The organism is Cupriavidus sp. PET2-C1, assembly GCF_054515855.1.
On record NZ_CM137259.1, the window covers coordinates 992,266 to 1,016,678 of the forward strand.

Sequence of the window (24,413 nt, forward strand, 5' to 3'; positions counted from 1 at the left end):
GCCAGGTTGTGGCTGGCAGTGCGCCTGTCGATGCGACTTTCGGACAATCCGCCATTATCACTCACGGCGCGAGACGCGCAAGGCACGCGCCGCGTCAGGCCTGGGTCAGCTTCGAAACGCTATAATGCCCGCCATCCTCAAACACAGGCATCTGGAGAGCAAGCATGAGCTTCAACCTCGTTTCCCCCGGCAAGGACATCCCGAACGATTTCAACGTCATCATCGAAATCTCCGCCCAGAGCGATCCGGTGAAGTACGAAGCCGACAAGGAAACCGGCCTGCTCTTCGTCGACCGTTTCATCGGCACGGGCATGCGCTACCCGGCCAACTACGGCTTCATTCCCCAGACCTTGTCGGGCGACGGCGACCCCGTCGACGTGCTGGTGCTCTCGCCGTTCCCGATCCTGGCCGGCGCAGTGGTGCGCTGCCGCGCGCTGGGCATGCTCAAGATGACCGATGAGTCGGGCGTGGATGCCAAGCTGGTCGCCGTGCCGCTGGACAAGCTGTCGCCCGCCACCGCCTTCATGAAGGGCCTGTCGGACGTGCCGCAGAACCTGCTGGACCAGATCAAGCACTTCTTTGAGAACTACAAGGCACTCGAGGCAGGCAAGTGGGTCAAGGTGGAAGGCTGGGCCGGCATTGAAGAAGCCCACAAGGAAATCACCGACGGCGTGGCGAACTACACCAAGTAAGCTCCGGCATCCAAGGTCAGTCATGCCTGATTCCGGCGTGTGGCTGAACCGATGCTGAAAAGACCCCGCTGCGGCGGGGTTTTTTGTTGCGCCAGGCTTGATGGAAACCAAAGACGCCATAAAGCCGGTGGGTTAAGCTTCAATCACAGAACAACTCGGCAGGCAAACTGCCAAATCCCATGTCCGCTACCTATTCGACGCCGTCCGCCATGGCACGGTATTCCGGCCCGGCGGTGTTCTTCCACTGGGCAGTGTTCCTGCTGATAGCCACCGCGTACGCGGCGATCGAGCTCAAGGGTTTTCTGCCCAAGGGCAGCGCTTCCCGGGCGTTGTCGATGTCGGTGCACACATGGGCTGGCGCGCTGGTGCTCATCCTGGCGGTGCCGCGCCTGCTGTGGCGCCTGGTGCGCGGCGCGCCGGCGCCCGAGCCCGGTCCGCGCTGGATGCAGCTGCTCGGCAGTGCCATGCACCTTGCGCTCTATCTGTTCATTTTCGCGCAGCCCGTGCTGGGCCTGCTGGCCCTCAACGCCGGTGGCCACCTGCTGACGGTGCCAGGCCTGGGCATCGAGCTGCCCTCGCTGGTGGCGCAAAGCAAGGACCTGAAAGAGACCCTGGAGGAAGTCCACGGCACACTGGGCACCGCCTTCTACACGGTGATCGGGCTGCACGCCATCGCGGCGCTGTTCCACCACTACATGCTGGGCGATAACACACTGCGGCGCATGTGGCGCTAGACCCACGCCGGGCAAGCCGCCCTAGCTGCGTGCGAACGGCGTGCGGTCGTTGAGCTCGTCCAGGTAGGCATCGATGCCCTGGCGCTCGCGCACCAGGAAACGCTCCACGGCATCGGCAAAGGACGGGTGCGCCAGCCAGTGGGCTGAGCGCGTCGCCACTGGCAGGAAGCCCCGCGCCATCTTGTGCTCGCCCTGGGCGCCGCCTTCGAAGGTGCGGATGCCCTGGGCTATGCAAAACTCCAGCGGCTGGTAGTAAGCCGTCTCGAAATGCAGGCAGGGGTGGTGCTCGAGCGCGCCCCAGTAGCGCCCGAACAGGGTGCTGCGCGCCGGATCGTCGTCATAGACCACCAGGGACGCGGCAATCGGCTGGCCGGCACGCTCGGCCACCACCAGCAGCAGGTTCTCCGGCATGGCGGCGCCGATGCGTTGGAAGAAATCCAGGTTCAGGTAGGGCGTGGAATGGTGCTCGCGGTACGTTTGCCGGTAGCAGCGGTTGAAAAAGCGCCATTGCGCCTCGTCGATCTCGGGCCCCCGCAACTGGCGGAAGGTGATGCCGGCATCGGCCACGCGGCGCCGTTCGGCGCGGATGTTCTTGCGTTTCTTTTGCGAAAGCGTGGCCAGGAACGCTTCGAAGCTCTCATAGCCCGGGTTGGTCCAGTGGAACTGCACGCCGTGGCGCATCAGCATGCCGGCGTCTTCCATCAGCGCGGCCTCGTGCTCGTCGGGAAACAGCACGTGCAGGGAGGACAGCTGGCTTTGCTGCGCCACCGCCAGCGCACATTGCAGCAGGCAGCGGCGCGCGTCTTCGTCCTCGGCCAGCAGCCGCGCACCCTGCACGGGCGTGAAGGGAAGCGCGGACAGCAGCTTGGGGTAGTAGGGCAGGCGATGCTGCGCGTAGGCGTCGGCCCAGGCCCAGTCGAACACGTATTCCCCGTAGGAGTGCGACTTCGCGTACAGCGGCATGGCCGCCGCCAGGCGCTCGCCACCCTCGGCGCGCGGCGCCCATAGCGTCAGGTAGCGCGGGCTCCAGCCGGTCTCGTCGCAGGCGCTGCCGCTGGCATGCATGGCGTGCAGGAAGGCGTGGCGCAGGAACGGCGTGGCCCCGGGCTGGGCCGCCACCAGGGTGTCCCACTCGGCCTCGGGCAGCTCGGACAGATCGAAAACGATCTGCGTGCGATAATTCTCTATCCGCTCGTGTTCCTGCCGGCCTTGTGCCGCAGCCGCCCCCGGGGTGGCCGCGTCAGGCTGGCCGGAGCCGGGCTTGAAAGATTCAGACTGCATTGCGCTAGATTTGCTCATCATCGGCGCTGCCCTCGGGCGGCGCCCTTGTTCCGGCATGGCTGATAGGCTGCTATGGCTGATCACGCCGCGCCCGCGGAGATACGGGTGGGGCGACGGTTGAGTCTACCGGAAATGGCGTGGTGCGGCAGGCCACATCCCGCTGCCGGCAGGCAGGCTAAAATCTCTCACTAACCAACGACTATATAAGGGGCCAATATGAAGCAGATTACCGCCATCATCAAACCGTTCAAGCTGGACGAAGTGCGCGAGGCGCTGGCTGACGTCGGCGTGACCGGCCTGACGGTAACCGAGGTGAAGGGCTTTGGCCGCCAGAAGGGGCATACCGAGCTGTATCGCGGTGCTGAGTATGTGGTCGACTTCCTGCCCAAGATCAAGATCGAGGTCGTGGTTGCCGAGAACCAGCTCGACACCGTGCTGGACGCCATCGTCAAGGCAGCGCACACCGGCAAGATCGGTGACGGCAAGATCTTCGTGACCGAGATCGAGCGCGTGATCCGTATCCGCACCGGCGAGCAGGACGAAGCCGCCGTTTAAGCATTCGGGCGCTCAGGTCTTTTTAGCGTTCAAGCGCCGGCGGGCAAGCCGGGCGATCCCACGGGAGGGGGCGCCTGGATTGCCCGCCGGCGTTGTTGCCTGGCCCGGCACGGCCTAGCTAGGCAACTTCCAGTCGAAGCGCACGCACAGCAGGCGCGCCGCCGTGATGGTGATGGCGCCCGCCAGCAGGGCCAGTTCCTGCTCGGCCTGCAGCCAGGTCAGGCCAACATAGACACAGCAGCCGACGAAGGCGCAGGTGGCATAGGGCGAGCGGTCCCGCAGGATCATCGGCACCTCGTTGCACAACACGTCGCGTACCACGCCACCGAACACCGAAGAGATGATGCCCATCATGACCGCCACGGTCGGCGTCATCTGCGCCACCAGCGCGAGCGATGTGCCGGTGACCGAAAACAGCCCCAGGCCGATCGCATCGGCCGTGATCATGGTGCGCTCGGACGCCACCCGGCTGACCACCCGCAGCACGAACGACGCGCCGAGCGACATCACGAAGATCAAGATCACATAGCCTTCGTGGTCGACCCAGTAGAAGGGGCGGCGGTCCAGCAGCACGTCGCGCACCGTGCCGCCGCCGAAGGCGGTGGCGAACGCCACCACGAAGGTGCCCACGGCATCGAAGCGCTGCTTGCGCGCATCGACCACGCCGGAGACGGCAAAGGCGAGCACGCCCACCACTTCCATGACATGCAGGATCAGGGGCAACCGCCCCATCAGGAGATCGAGCGGCAGATGCATCGAGCGCGCCGTCTCAGGCGTGCGGCTGGCGCAGCAGCACCATCAGCGCGCCGGCGCCGCCCTCGGCGCCGCGTGCCTGCACGAAGGCCAGCACTTCTTCCTTCTGTACCAGCCAGCTGCGCACCTTGCCTTTCAGGACGGGCGTCTTGTCCGGCGAGCCGTTGCCCTTGCCGTGGATCACGCGCACACAGCGCACGCCACGCTTGACCGAGCGCCGCACGAACTCAGCCAGTGCCTCGCGCGCTTCTTCGCTGCGCAGGCCGTGCAGGTCGATCTTGTCCTGGGGCACCCATTCGCCGCGGCGCAGCTTCTTGACCACGTCCATGCCGATGCCGGGGCGGCGGAACGACAAAGTTTCGTCGGTATCGAGCAGGCTCTCGACGTCGAATTCGTCGGAAAGCGATGCGGCCAGCACGGCTTTGTCGTCCAGCTGGGTTTGTACCGGCACGGGCGCCGGGCGGCGGGGTGCGGGAGTGACGCGGTTGCGGTCGCGCAGGGTGTTGACGTTGCCTACGCTGCTGCGGAATACGTCGGCCTCTTCGCGGGCGCGCTGCGCCGCTTCGTCCGCCGCGCGGCGCTCGGCTTCGCGCCGCTCGGTGTCGGCCTTGAGGGAGTCGCGCAAGCCGGACAGGTCGGTCAGGCCGAAACGCTTGGGCGGGCTGGCGGCGGGAGGGGCGGGCTTGGCGGGTTTGGTGGGCTTTCTGGCGCCGTGCGTCATGGCGTGTCTCCGGGGTGCTCGGCGTGATTATAGGGTGGCAGGGCGTGGCGCGGCTGGCGCGCGCGGCGGCATCACCGGCTTGAAAAAGACAAAGGCCGGGCAAGCCCGGCCTGAGCCTTCCGTCTTAGTCCCTTTACTGCAGGGCTTCGACGTAGCGCTGTGCATCCAGGGCTGCCATGCAGCCCGTGCCGGCGCTGGTGATCGCCTGGCGATAGATGTGGTCCTGCACGTCGCCGGCCGCGAACACGCCCGGGATGCTGGTGGCCGTGGCATCGCCGGCCAGGCCGCTCTTGGTGACGATATAGCCGTTGCGCATCTCGAGCTGGCCTTCGAACAGGTCGGTGTTCGGCTTGTGCCCGATGGCCACGAACACGCCCGCCAGCTTGAGGTCTTCGACCGTGTTGGTGTTCACGTTGCGCACCTTCAGGCCCGTCACGCCGGAGTCGTCGCCGGTCACTTCTTCCAGCACGGAGTTCCAGCGGATTTCCACGCGGCCTTCCTTCTCGCGCTGCAGCAGGCGGTCGACCAGGATCGGCTCGGCGCGGAACTTGTCGCGGCGATGCAGCACGGTCACCTTGCTGGCGATCTGCGAGAGGTAGAGGGCTTCTTCCACGGCGGTGTTGCCGCCACCGACCACGGCCACTTCCTGGTTTTTGTAGAAGAAACCGTCGCAGGTGGCGCAGGCCGACACGCCACGGCCCATGAACAGCTCTTCCGACGGCAGGCCGAGGTACTGGGCCGAGGCGCCGGTGGCGATGATCAGCGAATCGCAGGTGTATTCACCGGCATCGCCCACCAGGCGGATCGGGCGTTCGGTCAGCTTCGCGGTATGGATGTGATCGAAGATGATTTCGGTGTTGAAGCGTTCGGCATGCTCCAGGAAGCGCTGCATCAGTTCCGGGCCTTGCACGCCGTTGGCGTCGGCGGGCCAGTTTTCCACGTCGGTGGTGGTCATCAGCTGGCCACCCTGGGCCAAGCCGGTGATCAGCACCGGCTGCAGGTTGGCGCGGGCCGCATAGACGGCGGCGGTATAGCCGGCGGGGCCGGAACCGAGAATCAGCACTTTTGCGTGTTTGGCCATGATGCTTTCCTGTGGCTGGTGCGCCTTGATGCGCACCAGCGTGAATCGAAACCAGCATTATAAGTGGACCGGCGTTTGCTCACTGTTGCAAATTCCAATGAGAGCGATAGCCCCGGCCAAGGTTAAAATGGCCGGCAAACCAATCTTCACACGGCAACCCAGACCCAAGGCATGGCCCGAGCTACTACCACAACACGTACCGATCCTTCCGCGCTGCCCTCGCGCATCGGCAAGCTGCTGGGCGAAGTGCGCTGGTTCCTGTTGCTGGCGGTCACATTGGCCTTCGTCTGCATCCTGGCCAGCTACAGCAAGGCGGACCCCGGCTGGTCGCACGCCAACCAGGTGGCCGACATCCACAACCTTGGCGGCCGCGTGGGCGCCTGGATGGCCGATGTGCTGTTCTTCATCTTCGGCTTCTCCGCCTACTGGTGGGCGGTGTTGCTGGTGCGCCGCTGCTGGCGCGGCTGGCGTGCGCTGACCGCCGAGCTGCCCGAGCGCAACGGCGAGGCCCGGCAGGGCCTGGTGGTGAGCTGGATCGGCTTTGGCCTGTCGCTGACCGCCAGCATGGGCCTGGAGGCCATCCGCATGTATCCGCTGCGCGCCGCGCTGCCACGCGCCCCGGGCGGCGTGCTGGGCGACCTGCTCGGTGGCTGGATGCAGATGGCGCTTGGCTTTACCGGCGCCACGCTGCTGCTCTTGCTGACGCTGGCCATCGGCCTGTCGCTGTTCTTCCATTTCTCGTGGCTGTCGGTGGCCGAGCACGTGGGCGGCTTCGTCGAGACGCTCTTCCTCGGCTTCAAGGCGCGCCGCGAAAGCAAGCAGGACCGCATCATCGGCGAGGCGGCCAAGGTCGTGCGCACCGAAACCGTGGAAGTGCAGCGGGTCAAGATCGAGGAGGCCACGCCGGTGCAGATCGTGCGGCCCCAGGCGGTGCCCAAGCACGAACGCGTGGAGCGCGAGAAGCAGCAGCCGCTGTTCGCCGATATCCAGGACTCCGACCTGCCGCCGCTGGCGCTGCTGGACCCCATCCCCACGCACCAGGAAACCGTCAGCGCCGAAACGCTGGAATTCACCTCGCGCCTGATCGAGAAGAAGCTCAAGGACTTCGGTGTCGAGGTCAAGGTGGTGGCGGCCTACCCGGGCCCGGTCATCACCCGCTACGAGATCGAGCCGGCCACCGGCGTCAAGGGCAGCCAGGTGGTCAACCTGGCGCGCGACCTGGCGCGATCGCTGTCGCTGGTCTCCATCCGGGTGGTGGAAACCATCCCCGGCAAGATCTACATGGGCCTGGAACTGCCCAACCCCAAGCGCCAGACGGTGCGGCTGTCCGAGATCCTCGGCTCGCAGGTCTACAACGAGAGCGCGTCCAACCTCACGATGGCGCTGGGCAAGGACATCGCCGGCAAGCCCATGGTGGCGGATCTGGCCAAGATGCCGCACTGCATGGTGGCGGGCACCACCGGCTCCGGCAAGTCGGTTGGCATCAACGCCATGATCCTGTCCCTGCTTTACAAGGCCAAGGCCGAGCAGGTCAGGCTGATCCTGATCGACCCGAAGATGCTGGAGATGAGCGTCTACGAAGGCATCCCGCATCTGTTGTGCCCGGTGGTGACCGACATGCGCCAGGCCGGCAACGCCCTGAACTGGGCGGTCGGCGAGATGGAGCGGCGCTACAAGCTGATGAGCAAGCTGGGCGTGCGCAACCTGGCCGGCTACAACAAGAAAATCGACGAAGCCGCCGCACGCGAGGAAAAGCTTCCCAACCCGTTCAGCCTGACCCCGGACGCACCCGAGCCGCTCGAGAAGCTGCCGATGATCGTGATTGTGATCGACGAGCTGGCCGACCTGATGATGGTGGTGGGCAAGAAGGTGGAAGAGCTCATCGCGCGCATCGCGCAGAAGGCCCGCGCCGCCGGCATCCACCTGGTGCTGGCCACGCAGCGTCCGTCGGTCGACGTGATTACCGGCCTGATCAAGGCCAACGTGCCGACCCGCATCGCCTTCCAGGTCAGCAGCAAGATCGATTCGCGCACCATCCTCGACCAGCAGGGCGCGGAAGCGTTGCTCGGCATGGGCGACATGCTCTACCTGGCGCCGGGCACCGGCGTGCCGATCCGCGTTCACGGCGCCTTTGTCTCCGACGATGAAGTGCACCGCGTGGTCGAAAAGCTCAAGGAAGGCGGCGAGACCAACTACATCGAGGGGATTCTCGAAGGCGGCGTGGCCGAGGGCGACCTGGGCGGCGATGGCATGGGCGGTGGCGCCGGCATTGGCGGCGGCGGCGAGGCCGATCCGCTCTACGACCAGGCTGTCGACGTGGTGCTGAAGAACCGCCGCGCCTCGATCTCCCTGGTGCAGCGCCACCTGCGCATCGGCTATAACCGTGCCGCGCGGCTGCTGGAGGACATGGAAAAGGCTGGCCTGGTTTCCGCCATGTCGGGCAACGGCAATCGCGACATACTGGCCCCGGCAGGCACCACCCGCGAGGAAGAATAAGCTGTCGCGCGTAACATGCCGTTACGTGCGAAGCACATCGTTGCGGAATCCGGCGCCCGCGCACCGCTCTAACCGGACAGGCAGTGCAGCCGCCCCGGCGGTGCGCACCCTCCAACCCAGCAAGGACAACACCATGCGAATCCGCATTCTCGCGTCGGCATGCGCTGCGGTGGCCATGCTGTCGCTGACAGCGACGGCGGCCATGGCGGCCGGCACCGACCAGCTCCAGGCCTTCGTGGCGGGCGTGAAGAGCGCCAAGGGCGAATTCACCCAGCGCCAGGTCAAGGGGCAGGGCGACAGCCTCAAGGTGGCCAGCACCTCCAGCGGCACCTTCGCTTTTTCGCGCCCTGGCAAGTTCACCTGGCGCTACGTCAAGCCGTACGATCAGTTGCTGCAGGCAGACGGCCAGACACTCTACATCTACGACAAGGACCTCAACCAGGTCACCGAGCGCAAGCTCGATGGCGCCCTGGGGTCCAGCCCAGCCGCGATCCTGTTCGGCAGCAATGACCTGGAAAAGAACTTTGTCGTGAAGAACGGCCCCACGCGCGACGGCGTGGAGTGGCTGGAGCTCACGCCGAGAGCCAAGGACACGCAGTTCGAGCGCATCGGCATCGGCTTCAAGAGCGGCAACCTGGAAGCGATGGAACTGCGTGATGCCTTCGGCAACACGACGCTCCTGACCTTCAGCGCGATGCAGAAGAATCCCGTGCTGCCGGCCGACACCTTCCGGTTCGCGGTGCCCAAGGGCGCCGACGTGCTCAAGCAATGAGGCGCGCCATGATCTCCACATTCCTGACCCGGCCGGCCTGGCGCCGTTGCGGTGCCATTGCTGGCATTGCCGCCGCTGCGTTGCTGGCCGCCTGCGCCGGCCCCGGCGCCAGCAAGCAGTTCGATGTGGATGCCTTCCTGCGCGCCTCCGATACGGCGCTGCCGGAAGTGCTTGCCAATCCGGATTTTCTCTCTGCCACGCAGGCTAGCGCCAACGATTGCGCCGTGCTGCTGCAGTCGGCCAACAGCGGCGTGCTGGAAGGGCTGCCGCCCACCAGCGGCGGACATGGGCCAGCCTGGCTGCTGCATCCGGCTGGCGCCCCGGCCAAGGTGTGGCTGGTGGTCGGCAAGGCCGGCGGCGAGCGGACCTGCCATGGGCCGTTGCCTGCCGATGCCATGAAGGCATTGGTGGAGCGCGCCAGTACCTGAAGTGTGATGCACGGATAACGCCGGGCGCAATCGAAGACCCGGCGGTATCCGTCATCCCGGTCCGCGTTTCAGCGTCTCAATCCGCACTTTTACCTCCCCGGGCTTGCAGCGAGAAAAATGACAACGTTGTAACTTGACTGCCGAAACGGGAATGATTATTGTTTCCAGCTTGTCTTGTCCAGAATGCATGCATGGCATCGTCAGGACGGCATACAACAATCATCGAAGGGGAGAGTCATGACTAAATTCCGCCGCTTGATGCCACGGGCCACAGCGCTCGCCGCGCTCGCTGTTCTGGCACTGCCGCTCGCCGCGCACGCACAGGAAAAGGTGCTGAACCTTTACACCGCGCGCCACTACCAGACCGACGAAGCGCTTTACGCCAACTTCACCAAGCAGACCGGCATCAAGATCAACCGCATCGAAGGCCAGGAAGATCCGCTGCTGGAGCGCATCAAGAGCGAGGGCGCCAACAGCCCGGCCGATGTGTTCATCACCGTCGACATTGGCCGGCTGTGGCGGGCCCAGCAGGCGGGCGTGTTCGCGCCGCTCAAATCGAGCGTGCTGGAGTCGCGCATCCCCGCCAACTACCGCGACCCGAACGGCGACTGGTTCGGCTTCTCGGCACGGGCCCGCGTAATCGCCTATAACAAGGCCGCGGTCAAGCCCGGCGACATCAAGACCTACGAAGATCTCGCCGATCCCAAGTGGAAGGGCAAGCTGTGCATCCGCTCCAGCGGCCACGTGTACAACCTGTCGCTGATGTCCAGCCTGATCGCCCATGATGGCGAGGCCAAGACCGAGCAATGGACGCGCGGCGTGGTGGCCAACCTGGCCCGCGCGCCCAAGGGCGGCGACACCGACCAGCTCAAGGCCGTGGCGGCGGGAGAGTGCGATATCGCGGTGGCCAACACCTACTACATCGCCCGCATCCTCAAGTCGGCCAAGCCCGAGGACAAGGCCGTGGCGGAGAAACTTGGCGTGCTGTGGCCCAATCAGGCCAGCCAGGGCGTGCACATGAACATCTCGGGCGGCGGCATGCTCAAGCATGCGCCCAACAAGGATTCCGCGCGCGCGTTCCTGGAGTACCTGGCCAGCGATGACGCGCAGCGCTATTTCGCCGATGGCAACAACGAGTGGCCCGTGGTGGAAAGCGTGAAGATCAGCAATCCGGCGCTGGAAGCGCTGGGCAGCTTCAAGGCGGACAAGATCAGCGTGGCCGAACTGGGCAAGCACCAGCCGCAAGCGCAGAAGCTGGCGGACAAGGCTGGCTACAAGTAAGACAGCAAGTAGGAAAGCAAGAAGACGCCGGCGCGGCCTGACCGGCTGGACGGGGATGGCGGCGTGAGCCGCCATTTCCCATTTCTACGGCTTGGGCACGGGCCTGGCTTTGGACCCTGGCCCCTTGGCGGCGTTGCTCTCGCCGCCTTCGCCAGGCTCAAGGCGCCGGAAGTTCAGCTTCGCGCCGCGCTCCCTGTGCTTCTCGAAGGTCACCTGCAGCTGCTCGCGCCGCTTCTTGTGCGAGTGGCCCAACGTGCCGGCCGCGTACGGCAGCTTGGCCACCACCTTGCCCGCGGTCTGGCGCGCCAGGAGCACGTCCAGCGCTTGCCGCGCGCGTACCTGGGCGTGCAGCAGCGCGTCCGAAGGATTGGCCTTGGCGCGGTTCATGTCGTAAGGCAACATGACCGGCCCCGCAAGCTGGCGCAGCGCAGCTCGGATGTGCGGGCTGTCCAGCCCGGCCTCGTGGAGCACCCATGCCGCGTCATGGCGCAACCAAGGTTCCGGGTCGCCGAGCTTGCGCAGCAGGGCAAGCGAGATATCTGCCTGGCGGTAGCCATGCGCGCGCCGTACCGCGTTGAGCGCGATGCGCCTGACATGGGAGTTCTCGTGATCGAACAGGTCCGCCACCAGGCGCTCGACCATGCCCGGTTTTTCCAGTTGCTCAGCCAGTTGGCCCGCCAGGGCGATTTCCTCGACGGCGCTGATCCGGTCTTGCCGGGTCATCCGGTTCAGCTTGAACACGAGCATGCGGTAACGAAGCTGCATAACACTCCCTGAAAACGCTGCGAACAAATGCCGGGCAAGGATTGCGGCCGGCACAGTCATGGTGCGGCGCGAAGCACGCCAGCGTTGGGGGCAGACCGCCTGGCTCGCGCGAGAAAGGGTGCGGTGGGCCGGGGCGCAGCTTCGGACTAGGGGGATATCGGCAAGACGTTGAAGAACTTTAGGAAAATGCGTGGGAGACTTGACCGGCCTATTCCCGTGCATCCCGCCGTATCGAGCGCGACAGCAGGATCACCGGCAGCAGGCCCACTGCCACGATCACCAGCGAGGCGGTGGCGGCCTCGGCCAGCCGCTCGTCGGAGGCCAGGTTGTATGCCTGCACGGCTAGCGTGTCGAAATTGAACGGCCGCATCACGAAGGTGGCGGGCAGCTCTTTCATGACGTCGACGAAGACGATCAGCGCCGCGGTCAGCAGGCTGCCGCGCAGCATGGGCAGGTGCACGCGCCGCAGCGTGGCGCCGGGGCCGTGGCCCAGGCTGCGCGCCGCCGCGTCCATGCCCGGCGTGATCTTGACCAGGCCGGCGTTGACGGTTTGCAGCGCCACGCCCAGAAAGCGCACCAGGTAGGCATAGACCAGTGCGGCAATGCCGCCGGTCAGCAGGAGCCCGGCCGACCATCCCAGATGCTGCTGCAGCCACGCCGACATGGCGTTGTCCAGCCGCGCCACCGGCACCAGCACGCCGACCGCGACCACCGAGCCCGGCAGGGCATAGCCCATGCCGCACACCCGGGTCAGCGCGCGCAGCAGCCAGCCCCGGCCGGCGGCCATGCCGCGCCCGGCATAGCCGATCACCAGCGCTGCCAGCACCGCGATCAGCGCGGTCACGCTGGCCAGCAGGAAGCTATTGCGCACCAGGCCGATAAAGCGCGGGCCGAACTGCGCGTCGCCTTCGGCCAGCGCCATCTTGCACAGCATCAGCGCCGGGATGGCAAAGCCCAGCAGCACCGGCACCACGCATACCAGCAGCGCCAGCGCGGCGCGCCAGCCATGCAGCCGGTAAGCCGGCGCGCGGCGCTGGCCGCCGTGCACGCGGGCGCGGCCCCGGCTGGCGCGCTCGACCAGCAGGATGCCGATCACGAACAGCAACATGCAGGCCGACAACTGCGCCGCCGCGTTCTTGTCGCCCAGCGAGAACCAGGCGCGGTAGATGCCCGTGGAGAAGGTCGGGATGCCGAAGTAGGCCACCGTGCCGAAATCGGCCAGCGTCTCCATCAGCGCCAGCGCTGTGCCGGCCACGATGCCGGGGCGCGCCAGTGGCAGCATCACGCGCCAGACGCTGCCCCAGGTGCCATGGCCAAGCAGCCTTGCCGCTTCCAGCGTGTTCAGGGTTTGCTGCAGGAAGGCCGCGCGCGCGGTCAGGTAGACGTAGGGATAGAGCACCAGCGTGAACAACACGATGGCGCCGCCCAGCGAGCGGATATCCGGGAACCAGTACTCTCGGGCGCGCCAGCCGGTCAGCTCGCGCAGCCAGCTTTGCACCGGGCCGGCGAACTGCAGGGCATCGGTATAAGCGTAGGCGATGACATAGGCCGGCATCGCCAGCGGCAGCACCAGCGCCCATTCCAGCCAGGCCCGCCCGGCGAACCGGTAGGTGCTGACCAGCCACGCGGTGGGCACGCCCACCAGCAGCACGCCGGCGCAGACGCCGGCCAGCAGCCACAGCGTATTCCCAACGTACTCGGCCAGGACCGTGTCGGCCAGATGCCGCCAGGTCTCGCCGCTGGGCTCGAGCAGGCTGCCAGCCACCTGCGCGATCGGCAGCGCGATCAGCAGCGCGGCCAGGGCGGCAACCAAGGCTAGCGGGTGCAGGCGGCGGGTACGGCTAGGGCGAAGCAGGCTCATGCGGCAGCGGTGTGGGTGTCGGTATGGGTGCGGGACAGGGCGAGGCCCGGCGGCGGGGCGCGGTCGGCAGGCTTTCGGGCAAGCCCTGCATTCTAGCAATGCGGATACGCCGGGCGGCGCGTCGCATGTGACAGACATCCAGGGCCTGCGTCCATATAATGCTCGGCATGCCAGGCCACCCGCATTCCAATTCATCCATGCCAGCACGATCCGATATCGTGATCGAGGTCGATCGCATCCACCATGGCTTTGGCAGCCAGCGCGTTGTCAACGACCTGTCCTTCACCCTCGCGCGCGGCAGCATCGCCTGCCTGCTCGGCCCCAGCGGCTGCGGCAAGACCACGGTGCTGCGCGCCATCGCCGGATTCGAGCCGCTGCGCGAAGGCCGCATCCTGCTGCAAGGGCAGGTGATGTCGTCGCCGGGGTTTGCCGTGGCGCCCGAGCACCGGCGCATCGGCATGGTGTTCCAGGATTACGCCTTGTTCCCGCACCTGAGCGTGGCGGACAACATCGCCTTCGGGCTGCATGCCGTGCGCCGCGGCGAACGCGCGGCCCGGGTCGAGGAAATGCTCACGCTGGTGGGCCTGGCCGGATCCGGCGGCAAGTTCCCGCACGAGCTCTCGGGCGGCCAGCAGCAGCGTGTGGCGCTGGCCCGCGCACTGGCGCCGAAGCCGGAGCTGCTGCTGCTCGACGAGCCGTTCTCCAATCTCGACGTCGACCTGCGCGAGCGCCTGAGCCTGGAGGTGCGCGACATCCTCAAGGCCCAGGGCGCCACCGCCATTCTGGTCACCCACGACCAGTACGAAGCCTTTGCCATGGCCGACGAGATCGGCGTGATGCACGCCGGCGCCATCGAGCAGTGGGACAGCGCGCACAACCTCTATCACCGGCCGGCCACGCGCGTGGTCGCGGACTTCATCGGGCAGGGCGTGCTGATGCCGGGCCAGCTTGCCAGCCCGCACTCGGTCATGCTGGAACTCGGCACGCTGCAGAGCCGCGAGCCGTTGGGCGTACCACCCGCAACGACAGAGGTCGATGTGCTGATCCGTCCCGACGATATCGTGCACGACGATGACAGCCCGCTGCGCGCGAAGATCCTGCACAAGGCCTTTCGCGGTGCCGAGATCCTGTACACGCTACGCCTGGCCGGCGGTGGCCAGGTGTTGTCGCTGGTGCCTTCGCATCACGACCATGCGCTCGGCGAGCACATCGGTATTCGCGTGGAGGTGGACGACGTGGTGGCGTTCCGGCGCGGCTGAGCGCATCGCCAGGGCCCTGGCCGCTTACTTGCCGGCTTGCTTGTCCTTGCCGGCACCACGGCACCACGGCACCACGGCCTTATGGCTTCAGGGCTTCACCGCTTCATTACCTCAAGATTGCAGGACTCCCATCATGTTTGCTTCCCCAAAGCGCGCGTCCCAGTTGCTGCGCCGCCAATGCCTGCGCCGCAGCCTGCTGGTAGCCTTGCTGGCCGGTGGCGCAAGCCTGGCCTGGGCGCAGCCGGCGGCTGCGGCCACCTGGCGGATGGCCACCGAATACCCGGCCGGCGCCATGCCTGGCGAAGGGCTGGCTACCTTCGCCGATGAGGTCAAGGCGCGCACCGCAGGCGCCATCGACGTCAAGCCCAGCTTTGACGCCAGCGCGGGCTTCAAATCCGCACAGATGCCGGCGGCGGTGAAAGACGGGCGGCTGGAGGGCGGCGATGCCTTCGGCGGCGCGCTGGGCGCGGCGGATCCGCTGTTCCTGCTGTCTTCGCTGCCGTTCGTCGCCACCTCGGTGGATTCGGCCAAGCGCCTGGCCGAACTCGCCCGCGCCGACTACGCGCGCGCCTTCGAGGCGCAGGGGCAGCACCTGCTCTACGTCACGCCCTGGCCACCCACCGGTTTGTGGTCGCGCAACGCGGTTGCCACGCTGACGGACCTGCGCGCGCTTTCGGTGCGCACCTATGACGAGACATCCAGCGAAGTCATGCGTACTGCCGGCGCGCAACCGGCCAACCTGTCGTTTGCCGACGCGATGCCGCGCCTGAAGGACGGCTCGGTCAACGCGGTGCTGTCCTCCGGCGACGGCGGCGCGGGCCGCAAGCTGTGGGACTACCTGCCCAACTTCACGGCCATTGGCTATGCGATGCCGTTGTCGTTTACCACGGTCAATGCGGCCACGTACGCGGCCTTGCCGCCCGCTTTGCGCGCCTCGGTAGACGCAGCCGCGCAGGCGACCGAGCAAAAGCAGTGGGCGCGCCTGGGCACACGGCTGGCAGAAAACACCGCGCGCATGCGCGCCAACGGCGTGACCATCCAGGACAATCCCGCCGCGGCGGTGCAGCAGGCACTACGCGATGCCGGCGCGGGCGCGGTGACGGCCTGGCGCGCGCGCGTGGGCAGCGAGCGCGCTGGCGTGCTGGATGTCTTCACGCGCTGATTCGCTGCCGTAGCAGGCTGCGAGGCCGGCCGCGCGCAATGGTCTACACTGTCAGGTTCCAAGGCGCAGCGGGCACGCACCGTGCGCGCCTGTCCTGACATAAAGGCCTGAATACCGTGGCGGACACGCTGTTTTCCGAAGCTCCCGATCGTTCCCAGCAACCCCTGGCCGAGCGCCTGCGCCCGCGCAATATCGACGAGGTGATTGGCCAGCAACACCTGCTTGGCGCAGGCAAGCCGCTGCGGGTGGCGTTCGCGTCCGGCGAGCCGCATTCCATGATCCTGTGGGGCCCGCCCGGCGTGGGCAAGACCACGCTGGCGCGGCTGATGGCCACGGCCTTCGACGCCGAGTTCATCGCGCTGTCGGCGGTGCTGTCTGGCGTCAAGGATATCCGCGAGGCGGTTGAGCGCGCCGAGCAATACCGTGCCCACGGACGGCGCACGCTGGTCTTCGTGGACGAGGTGCACCGCTTCAACAAGAGCCAGCAGGACGCCTTCCTGCCGCACGTGGAAAGCGGGCTGTTCACCTTTATCGGCGCCACCACCGAGAACCCGTCCTTCGAGGTCAACGGCGCCTTGCTGTCGCGCGCCGCGGTGTACGTGCTCAAGAGCCTGGACGACGCCGAGCTGACGCAGCTGGCGCGGCGCGCCAGCGAAGAGCTGGGCGGCCTGCAGTGGGAGGACGAGGCGCTGCAGCTGATCGTGGCCTCGGCCGATGGCGATGGCCGCAAGCTGCTCAACAATATCGAGATCGTGGCGCGCGCCGCGCGCAGTGCCGGCGCGCCGGTCATCGATAACGCGCTGCTAGGCAGCGCCTTGTCGGAGAACCTGCGCCGCTTCGACAAGGGCGGCGACGCGTTCTACGATCAGATCAGCGCGCTGCATAAATCCGTGCGCGGCTCCGATCCCGATGCCACGCTGTACTGGTTCTGCCGCATGATCGACGGCGGCGCCGATCCGCGCTACCTGGCGCGCCGCATCGTGCGCATGGCGTGGGAGGACATCGGCCTGGCCGATCCGCGTGCCGCCCGCATCACGCTGGATGCCGCCGAGACCTACGAGCGGCTGGGTTCGCCGGAAGGCGAGCTCGCGTTGGCGCAAGCCCTGATCTACCTGGCCGTGGCGCCCAAGTCCAATGCCGGCTACAACGCCTACAACACCGCGCGCGCCTTCGTGGCCAAGGACAAGTCGCGCGGCGTGCCGGTACACCTGCGCAACGCGCCGACCAAGCTGATGAAAGAGCTGGGCTACGGCCACGCCTACCGCTACGCGCACGACGAGCCCGAAGCCTATGCCGCCGGCGAGCACTACTTCCCCGACGACCTCAAGCGCCCCGGCTGGTACAAGCCCACGCCGCGCGGGCTGGAAGGCAAGATCGGCGACAAGCTGCGCCACCTGCGCGATCTTGACGCGCAGTGGCTCCGCCAGCAGGGCAAAGGCAAGGGCCGGGACGAGGGCGGCGGCGAGGGCGGCGGGGCGCAATAACGCGCATCGCCCCTGGCCGGCGGCTTGTCCCCGTGAACAGCGGGCGATCCGCCCGCCTGTTCTCCAGCCGGCGGATCGGCGTGGGCCCGGGCCAGTACAGTAAAATGCCAGATCCGCCAGCATGTCGCTGGCCAATGCACCTGCCCTCACACGCAACATGCTAGACATCCAGCTGTTCCGCAAAGACATCGACGCCGTGGCGCAACGCCTTGCCACGCGCGGATTCCAACTCGACGTAGCGGCCTTCCAGGCACTCGAAGCCGAGCGCAAGCAACTGCAGACCCAGACCGAGGAGTTGCAGGCGCGCCGCAACAGCCTCTCCAAGCAGATCGGCATGCTCAAGGGCAAGGGCGAAGACGCCTCGGCGGTGATGGCTGAAGTCGGCGGCATCGGTGACGCCCTCAAGGCCTCGGCCGCACGCCTGGAAGAAATCCAGGCCCAGCTCGCCGAGATCATGGAAGCCATCCCCAACCTGCCGCACGAAAGCGTGCCGGTGGGCCGCGATGAGACCGGCAACGTGGAAGTGCGCCGCGTCGGCACGCCGCGCAGCTTCGACTTCGAGGTCAAGGACCACGTCGACGTGGGCGAGCGCCTCGGGCTGGATTTCGATACCGCGAGCAAGGTCACGGGCTCGCGCTTTGCCATGCTGCGCGGTGGCATCGCACGCATGCATCGCGCGCTGGTGCAGCTGATGCTGGACACCCACACGATCGAGCACGGCTACACCGAGATGTACGTGCCTTACATCGTCAATGCGGCCTCGATGCGCGGCACCGGCCAGTTGCCCAAGTTCGAGGAAGACCTGTTCAAGGTGCCGCGCAAGGTCGGTGGCGAGAACAGCGAGGGTGGCGAGCGCACCGAGAACTTCTACCTGATCCCTACGGCCGAAGTGCCGCTGACCAACATCGTGCGCGACGCCATCGTGGCCGGCGACAAGCTGCCGCTGCGCTTCGTTGCCCACACGCCTTGCTTCCGCTCGGAAGCCGGCTCCTACGGCCGCGACACGCGCGGCATGATCCGCCAGCATCAGTTCGACAAGGTCGAGCTCGTACAGGTGGTACAGCCCGAGCACTCGTTCGACGCGCTGGAGCAGCTCACCGGCCACGCCGAAGTCATCCTGAAGAAGCTGGACCTGCCGTTCCGCACCGTCGCGCTGTGCACCGGCGACATGGGCTTTGGCAGCACCAAGACCTATGACCTCGAAGTGTGGATCCCCGCGCAGGGCACCTACCGCGAGATCAGCTCCTGCTCGAACATGGGCGACTTCCAGGCCCGCCGCATGCAGGCCCGCTTCCGCGCAGGCCAGGGCAAGCCGGAACTGCTGCATACGCTCAACGGCTCCGGCCTGGCGGTTGGCCGCACGCTGGTGGCGATCCTTGAGAACTACCAGAACGCCGATGGCTCGCTGACGGTGCCGGCCGCATTGCAGCCGTATCTGGGCGGCCTGACGCGCCTGGAGCCCGAGGCGTAAATTTTCACGCGAGGGGCTTGCAGTGTAAACAAGGTTTCCTCTATAATCTTGTTCTTCGCGACAAGCGACCCAGTTACCGGAGAGGTGGCAGAGTGGTCGAATGTACCTGACTCGAAATCAGGCGTAGGTGCGAGCCTACCGTGGGTTCGAATCCCACCCTCTCCGCCAGCAGTACGCAAAGCCCCACGATTCCTCACAGAGTCGTGGGGCTTTTGCTTTGGGGTACGGTTCACGCGTTGTCGGCACGATGGCGGCAGGCATCATTGCACAGGCCAACGAGCCTGCCAGCTCACGCGATATACTCTGCGCATCGCTGCAACCACAGTGATCGGGATTGGCGTCCCGAACGAAAAGGCGGACAGTCGCCGCCAGGCGGTTTTTTAGGTCCGTTATGCCTCTGCGCGCCTTCATTGGGCGGGCCTGGGCAGGGGAGCCTTCGGGCTCGCCGGATCCTTTTCGCCGGTACGCCAACCTTGCCTTGCGCCCGCCCACCCCGATTGGCGTCGGGGTGCGGGATCGAAACCGCACGAAAAGGAGGCAGCACCATGCCCCAGATTTACCTCGCCCATCAAGGGCAATCGACACTTCCGACGTTCCCCTCTATCTCCCGCCGCGCGCAGGCCAGGCTCAAGGAGACGTGCCATGGGTAAGCATTGCCGCTACGGCATCACAGCCGAACACGCCGACTCAGCAATGTTCGTCACTACGCGCACCTCGCTCGAAGATCCTCTGAGTCTTGCCGCCGAGCGTGCCGCGCAGCTCTATGGCTTGCTGTTCATGATTAGCGAATATGCAGCCTCTGGCGATACCTTCAGTGCACTAAAACAGGAAATCCAGAACGGCGTCCTTTCCTTGGCGGCGGGGCTGGCTCGCGAGACGCTGGTATTGAGTGAGCTCGCCGCCCAGCGTGGCGAGGGGGGGCGCGACGTAATCGAGTGCCGTAGCGGGCCAGCGAAGCGAGCCGGGCATGGCAACCCTGCCGCCAGACCTCTATATTGGTTAAGTGGCAACCGCCACGTCGACCAGAATGGAGGCAAGGCATGAGCCGGAACGCTCACTCCAATTCGAAGCGGCCATCCCCGAACATCCGCTTTGAGAAACGGCACAGCAAGGAGAGCGAGGTGCAAGAGATTTCTCTCAAGGACCCGAAGATGGCTGAACCTGGCGCGATGCGTCAGCGCACGCATCGCAAGTAATGTAGCCAACCACGCAGTCAACCCTGCACACCCGCGCGGGGCCCGCAAGCGGCCCCGCGTAGTCAATGCACTATCATGACGCTGCTCCGATCTGAACAGCCGCTCATGACACAGTCTTCTTGCCAGCCTTCCCCGCACGCCTTGCCCGGCGCAGAGGGGTCCTCCGACTATCTCCACGGCATGCCCTATCGCCATTACAAGGGCGGCGCCTATGCCATGGTTGGCCTCGGCGTGATCGAGTCTGACCTGTCGCAGGTGGTGGTGTACGAATCGATGCGGGACAGATCCCGCTTGTGGGTGCGGCCGCTGGATGTGTTCGGTGAAAGCGTGGACACGCCGCAGGGCACGCAAGCGCGTTTCGCGCCGGACTGGCCGGCCGCGCTGGCTTGCCTGGACTTCTTGCCGCGCGCGACGGTGTTGCAGGTGCTGGCCTGCTACGACGCGCCTTACCGGCATTACCACGATCGGCGCCACGTGCTGGAGATGTTTGCGCTGGCGCAGGCGCGCGGCATTGCGCTCACGCCCGCGCAGGCGCTTGCCGTGCTGTTCCACGACGCGGTCTACGTGCCTGGCTGCGAGCACAACGAAGCGGCGTCGGCCGCGTTGATCGAGACCATGGTGAGCGGAGTCGATGCGGCGGTGACAGCGCTGGCCGCGCGCATCGTGATGGATACCTGCGGGCATCGTGCATCGGTGCCGGAGTCCGAGGCGGTGCTGGATCTGGACCTGTCCCGGCTGGCCGCGCCCGACGCGGAATTCGACGCCTGGACCGTCGCTGTGTTCGAGGAAAACAGGGCGCTGCTGGCCAATCGCACTGGCCTGTCTGGCGATGCCCTGTACGCGGCATTCATGCTGCGGCGGATCGCGTTCCTGCAGGCGATGGCGCAGCGGCCACAGTTGTTTCTCACGCCAGCCTTTGCCGATTGCGAAGCGCCGGCACGCGCCAATATCGCGCGCATGGCGGCGGGGGGCTGAGCCGATGATGGCTGCTCCCGTTCAAGCGCTCGCGGCCGTCCAGCCGGCTGGCGCGTCGTGGCTCACACCGGCAACCGCGCTGGGCGTGGTGGGCCTTCTCGCCTTGTTCGCGTTGTTGCTGCTCTGCGTGGTGCGCGGCTTGCTGCTGGTGATCCGCCCGCTGGTGCGCAGGCTCGATACCGCGCGCCTGCGTGGCCGCGATGCGCTGCGCGCACGCGGCACGCAGCCATGGCCGCGCGTGGCCAGCATGCTGGAGCGCGATATCGTCGAGCTGCTCCTGTTGGCAGTGGGTGGCGTGCTGTTGCTGGCTTGCGCCGCCGTGTTGCTGTGGCTGGGTGAATCCATCGCCGAAGGCGCGCCGCTGGTGCAGGTGGACCAGGCGGTGTTCGCGCAGCTTCGCGCGTGGCAGCAGGGCTGGCTGGATACGGCCATGGTGGCGCTGACCGAGCTGGGCGGCGCGCGGATTTCCGTGGCGGTGGGCGTGGCGGTCTTTGGCTGGCTGGCGTGGCGCCGCGCCTGGGTGGCGGCAGCTTACTGGGTGGGGGCGCTGCTAGGCGCGCGCGCCTGCGTGATGGTGCTCAAGCTTGCCCTTGAGCGCAGCCGGCCGGCCAGCATCTACGGCGGCCTGGAGTCGTTCTCGTTTCCTAGCGGCCACGCCACCAGCAGCATGGTGACCTATGGCTTCCTGGCCTTCCTGCTATGCCTGCGCCAGCCGTGGCGGGTACGGATGTCGGTGGTGGCGCTGACGGCGGTGGTGGTGACGCTGATCTGCCTGTCGCGGCTCTACCTTGGCATGCACTGGCTGTCCGACGTGCTGGCGGGCTGCGCGCTCGGCTTTGCCTGGATCGTGCTGCTGGGCACCGCCTATGCCACCCTGCATGCACCGGAACGCCTGGCGCCGCTGCGCCTGGGCGCGGTTGCCGCCGCGGCGGTGGTGGTGGTTGGCACGTGGATCGTGGTGTTCCAGTTGCCCGGCACGGTCGAGCGGTATCGCCGCGCGCTTACGGCTGGAACGGCTCCGCCGGCGGCAGCCGCGAAACCAGCAGCTGATCGATCTTGTGATGGTCGATGTCCAGCACTTCAAAGCGGAATCCCGCGGCCTCGATCGCTTCCGACTTCTTCGGAATCCGCTTGAGCGTGTAGATGACGAGCCCGGCGGCGGTGTCGACGTAATCCTCGCCGGGCAGCTCGTCGAGCTCCAGCGCCTTCTTCAGGTCCACCAGCGGCGTGACGCCGTCGACCAGCCATGAGCTTTCGTCGCGCCGCACGATCTGTTCATCCTCGGTGGAGTAGATGATGTTGCCCATCAGCGCGCCGACGATATCGTCCAGCGTGACGATGCCCACCACCAGCCCGTACTCGTTCATGACCACCGCAAAGTTCTGGTGCATCTCGCGAAAGCGCGTGAGCGACTCGGTGAGCGTCAGCGTGTCCGGGATCACCAGCACGTTCTTGTCGTGGTGCTTGCCGATATTGCCGAGGTTGCCGATCACGCCGGTGGAATCGTCGGCGAGGAACAATTGCAGGATGTCCTTCGAATCGATGTAGCCCAGCACGTCGTCGAGGTTGTGCCCGCATACCGGATATTGCGCGTGCGGATAGTTGACCAGCTTGCGCCGCAGGCTGTCGGGCGACTCGTCCAGGCCGATGTAGACCACATCGTCGCGCGGGGTCATCACCGCGGTGACGTTCTTCGCGTCCAGCTCGAACACGTTCTCGATCAGGTGGATCTCGTGCTTGTGCAGCACGCCTGCCTCCGCCCCGGCATCGACCATGGCGGCGATGTCTTCCGAGGTGATCTGGTCGATGTGCTTGGTGGGCACGCCGAACAGATGCAGCGTGGCATTGGCGGCACCGTTGAACACGTAGACCAGCGGCTTGAAGATCTTGATGAGCGTGAGCATCGGCCCGATCACCACCAGCGCGCAGGCTTCGGGAAACGTCATGGCGATGCGTTTGGGGATCAGGTCGGCGAACTGGATAAAGAGCAGGGTGACGATCAGGAAGGAGCCGACGTTGGCGATGCGCTGGGTGGTGACCACGTCCAGGTAGGGCAGCAGCGCCGTCTGCAACAGGTCGGAGACATGCTTCTCGCCGACGATACCGGCCAGGATGGCCACGCTGTTGACGCCGATCTGCACGATGGTGAAGAAGTTGCCCGGCTCCTCCTTGAGCAGCATGATCTTGGTGGCGCGGCGGTCGCCACGCTCGGATAGCGTCTGCAGCTTGGTGCGGCGCGATGCGGTCAGCGCGATCTCGGAAATCGAGAAAAAGGCGCTGATCAGGATGAGGAGAAGCAGGGTTAGGGCGAACATAGGTTTGGGAAAGCACCGTTCAGGCACTTTGATGATGGTGCACGGCGCACGGTACTGTCAAATTCCGCAATGGAGGCGGGACGTTTCATCTAGGCGCATGCTCAAAACTGACCGCCGGCGCTTCCAGCCGCTGCGGCAGCGCAGCAGCCAGCTCCCCTGCGGCGGCGGCAAACTGTTCGCGCATATCGTCGGCCAGGCTGGAACTGCCGCGGTGGCTGGCGCGCAGCAGCTGGATCTCGAAAGGCAACGCGGGCTTGACCTCGTGCAGCGACACACGCTGCGGGTTTGCGCCCAGCGCGGTGTACTGGTCGAGCAAGGTGAGGCCCAGGCCGGCATCGACCAGGGCCAGCGCCAGCGAATAGGTCTGGACTTCCAGCGTGGAGCGCGGCTCAAGCGCATTGCGCGCCAGCGTCTGGCGCACCAGCAGCCCAAGCGAGCTGTTGTCGTCGTAGGCGATAAAGGGGCGTTCCACCAGCTTGTGCATCGGCACGTCGGCCCGCCGGCCACGGGCTGCCAGCGGCTCGCCGCGCGGCACCGCCAGCAGCATCTGGCCGCCAGCTACCGGTTCGCTGATGATGGCTTCGTGGCGAGGTGGCGAGAATGCGAAGCCCAGGTCGATCTGGTTAGCCAGCAGCCCTTGCACGATCTCGTCGGTGTGGTGGGTCAGTACCTGCACCTGGGTGTCGGGATGGCGCGCGCAAAAGCGGCGTACGGCTGGCACCAGCAGCGGATTGGCCAGGCTGGGCGTGGCCGCCACGCGCAGGCGGCCGGCGCCTTTGTGGCGCAGGCTTTCGGAGACACGGCGCACCCGCTCGATCTCGCCATATAGCCGCTCGACATCGCCGTACAGCGCGCCGGCCTCCGGCGTGGCCTGCAGCCTGCCTTTCACCCGGTCGAACAAGCGGAAGCCGAGCGTGGCTTCGGCATGCTGCAGCACGCGCGTGACGACCGGCTGGGAGACGTGCAGCAGGCGCGCGGCCTCGCTGACGGTGCCGGTCAGCATGACCGCGCGAAAGACTTCGATCTGACGCAATCGCATGTGGCAGGGGAGGGCGCCGCAGCAAAGCGGCACCTATAGCCTAAAGACATATTCTTGCACGTATTCGCATTGGGCAAGGCGGGCTGCGTGGT

The 24,413-nt window shown here is 66.4% G+C and carries 21 protein-coding genes, 1 tRNA gene and 1 pseudogene; 15 read left to right on the top strand and 8 right to left on the bottom strand.

Annotation, left to right across the window (positions count from 1 at the left end; all coding sequences use genetic code 11):
* The first annotated feature begins 164 nt into the window (after positions 1-164).
* Both ppa and ACX12D_RS04500 read left to right on the top strand, forming a co-directional pair.
* On the top strand, positions 165-692 hold the full coding sequence (ppa, locus tag ACX12D_RS04495; protein ID WP_043344428.1) for an inorganic diphosphatase: 528 nt from the start codon (positions 165-167) through the stop codon (positions 690-692).
* Between the two features lie 179 nt (positions 693-871).
* On the top strand, positions 872-1,426 hold the full coding sequence (locus tag ACX12D_RS04500; RefSeq protein WP_459373086.1) for a cytochrome b: 555 nt from the start codon (positions 872-874) through the stop codon (positions 1,424-1,426).
* 21 nt (positions 1,427-1,447) lie between these two features.
* Here ACX12D_RS04500 and ACX12D_RS04505 read toward each other — a convergent pair whose 3' ends face one another.
* A complete protein-coding gene (locus ACX12D_RS04505) occupies positions 1,448-2,707 on the bottom strand; it encodes a GNAT family N-acetyltransferase (RefSeq protein WP_459373087.1) in 1,260 nt (419 codons plus the stop codon).
* A 216-nt stretch (positions 2,708-2,923) separates the two neighbouring features.
* On the opposite strand from ACX12D_RS04505, the gene glnK reads away from it, so the two are divergent.
* Positions 2,924-3,262 carry a P-II family nitrogen regulator gene (gene glnK / locus ACX12D_RS04510; RefSeq protein ID WP_006162803.1) on the top strand — a complete coding sequence of 113 codons (339 nt, stop codon included), beginning with the start codon at positions 2,924-2,926 and terminating at the stop codon, positions 3,260-3,262.
* 114 nt (positions 3,263-3,376) lie between these two features.
* Here the strand turns inward: glnK and ACX12D_RS04515 are convergent, their stop codons facing one another.
* The 3 genes from ACX12D_RS04515 to trxB form a co-directional block, all read right to left on the bottom strand.
* Positions 3,377-4,018, bottom strand: a complete 642-nt coding sequence (locus ACX12D_RS04515; RefSeq protein WP_441640800.1) for a trimeric intracellular cation channel family protein — start codon at positions 4,016-4,018, stop codon at positions 3,377-3,379.
* A gap of 13 nt (positions 4,019-4,031) precedes the next feature.
* Complete coding sequence (locus ACX12D_RS04520; RefSeq protein ID WP_459373088.1) at positions 4,032-4,736, bottom strand: Smr/MutS family protein; 705 nt, start codon at positions 4,734-4,736, stop codon at positions 4,032-4,034.
* A gap of 133 nt (positions 4,737-4,869) precedes the next feature.
* Positions 4,870-5,817: a thioredoxin-disulfide reductase gene (gene trxB / locus ACX12D_RS04525; RefSeq protein ID WP_441640798.1), complete on the bottom strand. Its 948-nt coding sequence runs from the start codon at positions 5,815-5,817 to the stop codon at positions 4,870-4,872.
* A 171-nt stretch (positions 5,818-5,988) separates the two neighbouring features.
* Here trxB and ACX12D_RS04530 point away from each other — a divergent pair, with 171 nt between their 5' ends.
* From ACX12D_RS04530 to ACX12D_RS04545, 4 genes are all read left to right on the top strand, one after another.
* Positions 5,989-8,313, top strand: a complete 2,325-nt coding sequence (locus tag ACX12D_RS04530; protein ID WP_459373089.1) for a DNA translocase FtsK — start codon at positions 5,989-5,991, stop codon at positions 8,311-8,313.
* 175 nt (positions 8,314-8,488) lie between these two features.
* Positions 8,489-9,085 carry an outer membrane lipoprotein chaperone LolA gene (gene lolA / locus ACX12D_RS04535; protein WP_459373927.1) on the top strand — a complete coding sequence of 199 codons (597 nt, stop codon included), beginning with the start codon at positions 8,489-8,491 and terminating at the stop codon, positions 9,083-9,085.
* Between the two features lie 8 nt (positions 9,086-9,093).
* Positions 9,094-9,513 carry a hypothetical protein gene (locus ACX12D_RS04540; RefSeq protein WP_459373090.1) on the top strand — a complete coding sequence of 140 codons (420 nt, stop codon included), beginning with the start codon at positions 9,094-9,096 and terminating at the stop codon, positions 9,511-9,513.
* Positions 9,514-9,750: 237 nt separating this feature from the next.
* Positions 9,751-10,794 (top strand): Fe(3+) ABC transporter substrate-binding protein, encoded by a 1,044-nt coding sequence (locus ACX12D_RS04545; protein WP_441640795.1) that lies wholly within the window; start codon positions 9,751-9,753, stop codon positions 10,792-10,794.
* Positions 10,795-10,878: 84 nt separating this feature from the next.
* On the opposite strand, the gene ACX12D_RS04550 is transcribed toward ACX12D_RS04545, so the two are convergent.
* Positions 10,879-11,559: a hypothetical protein gene (locus ACX12D_RS04550; protein WP_459373091.1), complete on the bottom strand. Its 681-nt coding sequence runs from the start codon at positions 11,557-11,559 to the stop codon at positions 10,879-10,881.
* Between the two features lie 208 nt (positions 11,560-11,767).
* A complete protein-coding gene (locus ACX12D_RS04555; protein ID WP_459373092.1) occupies positions 11,768-13,420 on the bottom strand; it encodes an ABC transporter permease in 1,653 nt (550 codons plus the stop codon).
* A gap of 197 nt (positions 13,421-13,617) precedes the next feature.
* Here ACX12D_RS04555 and ACX12D_RS04560 point away from each other — a divergent pair, with 197 nt between their 5' ends.
* The 8 genes and pseudogenes from ACX12D_RS04560 to ACX12D_RS04595 all read left to right on the top strand — a co-directional run.
* Complete coding sequence (locus tag ACX12D_RS04560) at positions 13,618-14,679, top strand: ABC transporter ATP-binding protein (RefSeq protein WP_441640792.1); 1,062 nt, start codon at positions 13,618-13,620, stop codon at positions 14,677-14,679.
* A gap of 133 nt (positions 14,680-14,812) precedes the next feature.
* Positions 14,813-15,841 carry a TRAP transporter substrate-binding protein gene (locus tag ACX12D_RS04565; RefSeq protein ID WP_459373093.1) on the top strand — a complete coding sequence of 343 codons (1,029 nt, stop codon included), beginning with the start codon at positions 14,813-14,815 and terminating at the stop codon, positions 15,839-15,841.
* Positions 15,842-15,957: 116 nt separating this feature from the next.
* Positions 15,958-17,325: a replication-associated recombination protein A gene (locus ACX12D_RS04570; protein WP_174423246.1), complete on the top strand. Its 1,368-nt coding sequence runs from the start codon at positions 15,958-15,960 to the stop codon at positions 17,323-17,325.
* A gap of 157 nt (positions 17,326-17,482) precedes the next feature.
* A complete protein-coding gene (gene serS / locus ACX12D_RS04575) occupies positions 17,483-18,796 on the top strand; it encodes a serine--tRNA ligase (protein WP_459373094.1) in 1,314 nt (437 codons plus the stop codon).
* A gap of 78 nt (positions 18,797-18,874) precedes the next feature.
* Positions 18,875-18,964 (top strand) — tRNA-Ser (locus ACX12D_RS04580).
* Between the two features lie 474 nt (positions 18,965-19,438).
* On the top strand, positions 19,439-19,840 hold the full coding sequence (locus ACX12D_RS04585) for a hypothetical protein (protein ID WP_459373095.1): 402 nt from the start codon (positions 19,439-19,441) through the stop codon (positions 19,838-19,840).
* Between the two features lie 257 nt (positions 19,841-20,097).
* Positions 20,098-20,967 carry a DUF1653 domain-containing protein gene (locus ACX12D_RS04590; protein ID WP_459373096.1) on the top strand — a complete coding sequence of 290 codons (870 nt, stop codon included), beginning with the start codon at positions 20,098-20,100 and terminating at the stop codon, positions 20,965-20,967.
* 571 nt (positions 20,968-21,538) lie between these two features.
* Positions 21,539-21,763 (top strand): annotated as a pseudogene (locus ACX12D_RS04595) (phosphatase PAP2 family protein); the annotation flags it as partial.
* A gap of 205 nt (positions 21,764-21,968) precedes the next feature.
* Here the strand turns inward: ACX12D_RS04595 and paeA are convergent.
* Positions 21,969-23,282: a polyamine export protein PaeA gene (gene paeA, locus ACX12D_RS04600; protein WP_459373097.1), complete on the bottom strand. Its 1,314-nt coding sequence runs from the start codon at positions 23,280-23,282 to the stop codon at positions 21,969-21,971.
* 85 nt (positions 23,283-23,367) lie between these two features.
* Positions 23,368-24,321, bottom strand: a complete 954-nt coding sequence (locus ACX12D_RS04605; RefSeq protein ID WP_459373098.1) for a LysR family transcriptional regulator — start codon at positions 24,319-24,321, stop codon at positions 23,368-23,370.
* Positions 24,322-24,413: the final 92 nt, after the last annotated feature.

Coding starts and splice junctions, on each gene's coding strand:
- ppa (WP_043344428.1), top strand. CDS start 165: ATGAGCTTCAACCTCGTTTCCCCCGGCAAGGACATCCCGAACGATTTC.
- ACX12D_RS04500 (WP_459373086.1), top strand. CDS start 872: ATGTCCGCTACCTATTCGACGCCGTCCGCCATGGCACGGTATTCCGGC.
- ACX12D_RS04505 (WP_459373087.1), bottom strand. CDS start 2,707: ATGCAGTCTGAATCTTTCAAGCCCGGCTCCGGCCAGCCTGACGCGGCC.
- glnK (WP_006162803.1), top strand. CDS start 2,924: ATGAAGCAGATTACCGCCATCATCAAACCGTTCAAGCTGGACGAAGTG.
- ACX12D_RS04515 (WP_441640800.1), bottom strand. CDS start 4,018: ATGCATCTGCCGCTCGATCTCCTGATGGGGCGGTTGCCCCTGATCCTG.
- ACX12D_RS04520 (WP_459373088.1), bottom strand. CDS start 4,736: ATGACGCACGGCGCCAGAAAGCCCACCAAACCCGCCAAGCCCGCCCCT.
- trxB (WP_441640798.1), bottom strand. CDS start 5,817: ATGGCCAAACACGCAAAAGTGCTGATTCTCGGTTCCGGCCCCGCCGGC.
- ACX12D_RS04530 (WP_459373089.1), top strand. CDS start 5,989: ATGGCCCGAGCTACTACCACAACACGTACCGATCCTTCCGCGCTGCCC.
- lolA (WP_459373927.1), top strand. CDS start 8,489: ATGCTGTCGCTGACAGCGACGGCGGCCATGGCGGCCGGCACCGACCAG.
- ACX12D_RS04540 (WP_459373090.1), top strand. CDS start 9,094: ATGATCTCCACATTCCTGACCCGGCCGGCCTGGCGCCGTTGCGGTGCC.
- ACX12D_RS04545 (WP_441640795.1), top strand. CDS start 9,751: ATGACTAAATTCCGCCGCTTGATGCCACGGGCCACAGCGCTCGCCGCG.
- ACX12D_RS04550 (WP_459373091.1), bottom strand. CDS start 11,559: ATGCAGCTTCGTTACCGCATGCTCGTGTTCAAGCTGAACCGGATGACC.
- ACX12D_RS04555 (WP_459373092.1), bottom strand. CDS start 13,420: ATGAGCCTGCTTCGCCCTAGCCGTACCCGCCGCCTGCACCCGCTAGCC.
- ACX12D_RS04560 (WP_441640792.1), top strand. CDS start 13,618: ATGCCAGCACGATCCGATATCGTGATCGAGGTCGATCGCATCCACCAT.
- ACX12D_RS04565 (WP_459373093.1), top strand. CDS start 14,813: ATGTTTGCTTCCCCAAAGCGCGCGTCCCAGTTGCTGCGCCGCCAATGC.
- serS (WP_459373094.1), top strand. CDS start 17,483: ATGCTAGACATCCAGCTGTTCCGCAAAGACATCGACGCCGTGGCGCAA.
- ACX12D_RS04585 (WP_459373095.1), top strand. CDS start 19,439: ATGGGTAAGCATTGCCGCTACGGCATCACAGCCGAACACGCCGACTCA.
- ACX12D_RS04590 (WP_459373096.1), top strand. CDS start 20,098: ATGACACAGTCTTCTTGCCAGCCTTCCCCGCACGCCTTGCCCGGCGCA.
- paeA (WP_459373097.1), bottom strand. CDS start 23,282: ATGTTCGCCCTAACCCTGCTTCTCCTCATCCTGATCAGCGCCTTTTTC.
- ACX12D_RS04605 (WP_459373098.1), bottom strand. CDS start 24,321: ATGCGATTGCGTCAGATCGAAGTCTTTCGCGCGGTCATGCTGACCGGC.